The following is a 5,073-nucleotide window of genomic DNA, read 5'->3' as shown; positions in this document are numbered from 1 at the left end:
GGAGTGTTTGCTCATCAAGCGCCAGATTTGACACTCCAGCAAAGTGACCCACGATGATGCCGCCGAACAGCACCCCACCGATCCCTAACCCAACGCCATAGACTCGCCAGTTTCCCAGCCAGAGCCCTAGCACTGCCACCAGCGACAACATGCTGATGGAAAGCGCGATTTCACTCATTTCGTGCATCCTTTGCGAATTGAACTGGCCCTAGCTTGTCAGCAAACGCTGATGTCAACTGTGTGATACCGCACGAATTTATCCTTTTACGCGCTAAAAATACCAATTAAGGGCTAGTTGCAAGACGTTAGGCGACGTAGCCGTAAATGGCCATAAAGTGACAAACGCTGCCACCCAGCACAAAGAGATGCCAGATGGCGTGGTTATAGGGGATCTGCTTGGCCACATAGAAGATGACCCCGAGGCTGTAGATAAGGCCGCCGAGACCGAGCAGCAGCAGCCCCTCACCGGCCAGATGGATGTAGAGCTGATAGATGACCACCAGCGACAGCCAGCCCAACATCAGGTAGGTAAAGAGCGACAACTTCCTGAAGCGGTTGATAAACACCAGCTTGAACACCACGCCAGCCAGCGCCAGGGCCCAGATCACCACCATCAACCCCTTCGCCAGCGGCGTATCGAGCGCCACCAGCAGGAAGGGAGTGTAAGTACCGGCGATCAGCAGATAGATGGCACAGTGATCAAACACCTTGCACCAGCGTCTGGCTCGCCCTTCCGCCATGCTGTGATAGAGAGTCGAGGCCAGATAGAGCAGCACCAGACTGCCGCCATAAAGGCTGTAACTCACCAGCGCCTGCGTACCCTGTCCCCATCCCTTGATGAGCAACAGCACCAGCCCGACAATCCCCAGCAACAATCCCGCACCGTGACTAAGCCGGTTTGCCAGCTCCTCCCGGGGGGAGTAATCCATCACACCACTCATAACATCGACTCCACAATAACTGTGGCTCACTCTACCCAGCGCCATTTCGGAGTACAAGTGTTCGCTTAAAAATGGAGTGGCTGTCACCTGCCATCCTTTGGTGTATGCTCTGCCGCCGATGCCCGAGACAAGCGGCATAGACACCTACCCCGGTGACCTGGTCTGGAGAACCTGATGAAGTTGACTGAGCTGTTTGCACAAGCGGATCCCGCCTTTGGCGAGGCGATGAACACCTTGCTGGAGAGCTTCCACCACTCCGACGACAGTCAGGCCCCCTATCAGCGCGACCTGTTCACCCACCAGCTCGATCAATCCCGCATGCCAGCAGTCGGCCAACCTATCGAGGAGTATCTGGCGCGGCTGGCTACTCTGGTGCCCGGCGCCTCACACCTCACCTCGCCACGCTACATGGGCCACATGACGGCGCCACTGCCGGCCTATACCGCCGAGCTGTCACGCCTGCTGGTGATGCTGAACCAGAATCCGATGAAGATGGAGTCCTCCCGCCTGCTCAGCTTTCTGGAGCGGGAGGTGCTGGCCAAGCTGCACCGCCTCATCTATGGCAGGGACGATGCCTTCTACGGCGAGCAGATGCATGCCAAGGATGCCGCCCTCGGCGTCATGACCAGCGGCGGCACCATCGCCAACGTCACGGCACTGTGGCTGGCCCGCAACCGCGCCTGTAGCGACAACCTGTTCGCCCTCTATGAGCAGGGCTATCGCGGCGCCGTTATTCTAGGCTCCCGCCTGATGCACTACTCCTTCGACAAGGGGATGGATCTGCTGGGGCTGGGCGCCCGCAGCGTCTGGCGCCTCGAGACCGACGAGCAGAACCGGCTCAGTCTGGCTGCGTTGGAGCGGGCGCTGCTACAGTGCAAGGAACAGAAATTGAAAGTGCTGGCATTGGTCGGCGTGGCCGGCAGTACCGACTTTGGCTCCATCGACCCCCTGCAGGAGCTGGCCGCCATCGCCGAGCGCGAGCAGATCCACTTCCACGTGGATGCCGCCTGGGGAGGCCCGACCCTCTTCTCCCCCCGCTATCAAAACCTGCTGGCCGGGATCGAGCGCGCAGATACCGTCACTCTGGATGGCCACAAACAGCTGCTGGTGCCACTCGGTACCGGCATGCTGCTCTGCCGCCAGCCCGACCTGATGATGGCGGTCAAGCGAGAGGCGCCCTACGCCATTCGTGCCACCTCGTTTGATCAGGGTCGCTTTACCCTGGAGGGCACCCGCCCGGCCAACGCCCTCTATCTGGATGCCGCCTTCCAGCTCTTCGGCCAGCAAGGCTATGCCGACCTGATCGAGGCCAACTACGACCGAGCCCGGCTGATGGCCGAGCTCATCGAAAGCGACCCCGCCTTCGAGCTGATGTCTGCTCCGGTGATGAACCTGCTCTCCTACCGCTGCATCCCGCCCCATCTGCAGGGCAAGGTGCTGGATGAAGCGGCCAACGAGCAGATCAACGCCTTCAACGTAGCGCTGCAAAAAGCCCAGCGCGCCGAGGGGCACAGCTTTGTCTCCCGTACCCAGCGGGCCGTGGTGCGCTACGGTGCCCAACCGCTCACCCTGCTGCGTGCCGTGCTGCTCAATCCCCTGATTGAAGAGCGCCATATCCGCGACCTGCTGGCCGATCAGCAGCGACTGGGGCTCACAATTGCTCGCCAACTGTTTGGCGACAGCGCGGAACCGGCGTAAAAATGAGCGGTCTTATTCATTTGCCGTTGTCTGCTGTACAGGTAGACTGGGCGAAATTTGCAGGCCATTTTTGAGGACTAGGCGCCAACAATGAAGCAATTTATTGAATTTATTCCACTTATCGTTTTCTTCGCGGTCTACAAGTTCTACGACATCTACATGGCTACCGGCGCACTGGTGGTGGTCACCGGTCTGCAGCTCGCCTATAGCTGGATCCGCTATCGCAAAGTCGAGAAGATGCAGCTCTTTACCTTCCTGCTAGTCGGCTTCTTCGGCGGCCTCACCGTCTTCTTCCACGATGACACCTTCATCAAGTGGAAAGTGACCGTCATCAACGTGCTGTTCGCACTGGGCCTGCTCATCAGCCGTTACGGCTTTGGCAAGAATCTGATCAAACAGATGCTGGCCAAGGAGCTGCAAGCACCCGATAAGGTCTGGGACACAGTAAATCTCGGCTGGGTCGGCTTCTTTACCGTCTGTGGCCTGCTCAACCTCTATGTGGCGTTCAACCTGCCGCAGGAGATGTGGGTCAACTTCAAGGTGTTCGGCCTACTGGGGATGACGCTGGTCTTTACCCTGCTGAGCGGCGTCTATCTCTACCGCCACATCCCTGCCGAGCAGTTGTCCCAGCAAAAAGACGAACCCAAAAAGTAACCCTCATCAGAAAAGGATTGTCTCATGTGGTATCTCATCTACTCCGAAGATGTCCCCGATAGCCTGCCACTGCGCAAGCAAGTTCGCCCTGCCCATCTGGCTCGGCTGCAAGCCCTGCAGGATGAAGGTCGCCTGCTGACCGCCGGTCCTAATCCTGCCATCGATGCAGAGGATCCGTCAGATGCAGGTTTTAGCGGCAGCACCGTCATCGCCGAGTTTGCCTCGCTGGCTGACGCCAAAGCCTGGGCCGATGCCGATCCCTATGTGGCCGCCGGTGTCTATGCCAAAGTGACCATCAAGCCGTTCAAGAAGGTCTTTTAAAACTGCGTCAAATACAAAGAGGCCGGAGTGGGCATGCAACCCGCTCCGGCCTCTTTTTATTGGGCGATGCTCAGCGTACTGGCAAGGTCACGCCCTGGCGACAAACCAGGGGTTAAGGATGTCTGGCTTGTTATAGCGCAGCGGTGAGCCATCGAGTTGGGTGACGCTGCCCCCCGCCCCCTCCAGCACCGCCTGCGCCGCGCCGGTATCCCACTCGCAGGTGGGGGCGAGGCGTGGATAGAGCTCGGCGCCCCCCTCGGCGATGATGCAGAACTTCAGCGAACTGCCCATGGAAACCAGCTCGATTTCACCAAAGGGAGCCAAGAAATCGAGGGTCGCCTGCGACAGGTGGTTGCGACTGCCCACCACTCGCCACGCCTCGCCTTCACGATGAGGCCGGGTCTGGATAGGCTCGCGCTTGCCATCGGCGATGCGCCAGGCACCGAGACCCTTTCCGCCATACCAGAGCTTGTCCAGCACAGGGGCATAGACCAGCCCCCAACGCGGCGCCCCCCCTTCAATCAACGCGATATTGACGGTGAACTCGCCGTTGCGGGAGACAAACTCCTTGGTGCCATCGAGGGGGTCCACCAGCCAGTAGCGGGACCAGCCGTGGCGCGCCGCCATCACCTCGGGCCCCGACTCCTCGGACAATACAGGGATGTCGGGAGTCAGCCGTGCCAACCCCTGAACGATCACCTCATGAGCCCCCTTGTCGGCCGCGGTAAGCGGGCTCTCGTCGCTCTTGTACTCCACCGCGAAGGGCTGGCTGTAGATGGCCATGATGGCCGCCCCCGCCGCACGGGCTACAGGTTCAAGTTCGGTGATATCGGGGTGGTACAGGGGGTGATCCATAACAATCTCGTCCAATTCACAGGGTCAACCAGTGTAACTCTTTTGACATCAACTGCTTATAGCCGATTGTGCTGGGTTATTACAGCTCTATAGCCGCCAACCCATTGCCCTCACTTGAACAACGCCTGAAATAACAAAGGACGCCGTGGCGTCCCTTGTTATTTTTGGCAGACTTCATCAGGCCGCCTGTCTGGTGGGTCAGATCCCCTGACGGGCTTCCTGCATCAGCAGGCGCATATCGCTCACGGCCTTGGCCAGACCATCGAAGGCGGCGCGGCCGATGATGGCGTGGCCGATGTTGAGCTCATAGAGCTCGGGGATGGCGGCGATGGCCTTGACGTTGTGGTAGTGCAGGCCGTGACCGGCATTGACCTTCAAGCCCTTGCCAGCGGCATAGGAGGCACCGGCGGCGATGCGCTTGAACTCGGCGTTACGCTCGGCATCGGTGGTGGCATCGGCGTAACGGCCTGTGTGGATCTCGATAAAGGGGGCGCCACTCTCGGCAGCCGCATCTATCTGGATGGGATCGGCGTCGATAAAGAGGGATACCTGCGCCCCCACCGCGGAGAGGCGGGCAACGGCATCAGTCACCTTGTCCAACTGG

General features: G+C 59.6%; 6 protein-coding genes and 1 pseudogene. 3 read left to right on the top strand and 4 right to left on the bottom strand.

The window, feature by feature from the left end; all coding sequences use genetic code 11:
* Positions 1–178 (bottom strand): annotated as a pseudogene (locus AACS18_RS10435) (putative transporter); the annotation flags it as partial.
* Between the two features lie 127 nt (positions 179–305).
* Complete coding sequence (trhA, locus tag AACS18_RS10430; protein WP_108614231.1) at positions 306–941, bottom strand: PAQR family membrane homeostasis protein TrhA; 636 nt, start codon at positions 939–941, stop codon at positions 306–308.
* A gap of 174 nt (positions 942–1,115) precedes the next feature.
* Here trhA and AACS18_RS10425 point away from each other — a divergent pair, with 174 nt between their 5' ends.
* The 3 genes from AACS18_RS10425 to AACS18_RS10415 all read left to right on the top strand — a co-directional run bounded on the left by AACS18_RS10425 (position 1,116) and on the right by AACS18_RS10415 (position 3,614).
* Entirely contained in the window at positions 1,116–2,639 is a 1,524-nt protein-coding gene (locus AACS18_RS10425; protein ID WP_108614230.1) for a pyridoxal-dependent decarboxylase, read from the top strand.
* 90 nt (positions 2,640–2,729) lie between these two features.
* Positions 2,730–3,293, top strand: a complete 564-nt coding sequence (locus AACS18_RS10420) for a septation protein A (RefSeq protein ID WP_064335576.1) — start codon at positions 2,730–2,732, stop codon at positions 3,291–3,293.
* Between the two features lie 24 nt (positions 3,294–3,317).
* The gene (locus AACS18_RS10415) at positions 3,318–3,614 is read left to right on the top strand and encodes a YciI family protein (RefSeq protein WP_108614229.1); all 297 of its coding nucleotides are present in this window, start codon (positions 3,318–3,320) and stop codon (positions 3,612–3,614) included.
* A gap of 87 nt (positions 3,615–3,701) precedes the next feature.
* On the opposite strand, the gene cysQ is transcribed toward AACS18_RS10415, so the two are convergent.
* Positions 3,702–4,469 (bottom strand): 3'(2'),5'-bisphosphate nucleotidase CysQ, encoded by a 768-nt coding sequence (gene cysQ / locus AACS18_RS10410; protein WP_108614234.1) that lies wholly within the window; start codon positions 4,467–4,469, stop codon positions 3,702–3,704.
* Positions 4,470–4,667: 198 nt separating this feature from the next.
* A partial coding sequence (locus AACS18_RS23340; RefSeq protein ID WP_258228915.1) for a pyridoxine 5'-phosphate synthase occupies positions 4,668–5,073 on the bottom strand: 406 nt, incomplete at its 5' end.

The sequence above is a fragment of the Aeromonas sp. HMWF015 genome, assembly GCF_963878965.1.
In the GTDB taxonomy this organism is placed as follows: domain Bacteria; phylum Pseudomonadota; class Gammaproteobacteria; order Enterobacterales; family Aeromonadaceae; genus Aeromonas; species Aeromonas veronii.
The sequence above is the reverse complement of the archived record's forward strand: the minus strand, read 5'-3'. Positions and strand labels throughout refer to the sequence as shown.

Excerpts from the sequence above, each read along its gene's own strand:
- AACS18_RS10425 (WP_108614230.1), top strand. The coding sequence starts at position 1,116 with ATGAAGTTGACTGAGCTGTTTGCACAAGCGGATCCCGCCTTTGGCGAG.
- AACS18_RS10420 (WP_064335576.1), top strand. The coding sequence starts at position 2,730 with ATGAAGCAATTTATTGAATTTATTCCACTTATCGTTTTCTTCGCGGTC.
- cysQ (WP_108614234.1), bottom strand. The coding sequence starts at position 4,469 with ATGGATCACCCCCTGTACCACCCCGATATCACCGAACTTGAACCTGTA.
- AACS18_RS10415 (WP_108614229.1), top strand. The coding sequence starts at position 3,318 with ATGTGGTATCTCATCTACTCCGAAGATGTCCCCGATAGCCTGCCACTG.
- trhA (WP_108614231.1), bottom strand. The coding sequence starts at position 941 with ATGAGTGGTGTGATGGATTACTCCCCCCGGGAGGAGCTGGCAAACCGG.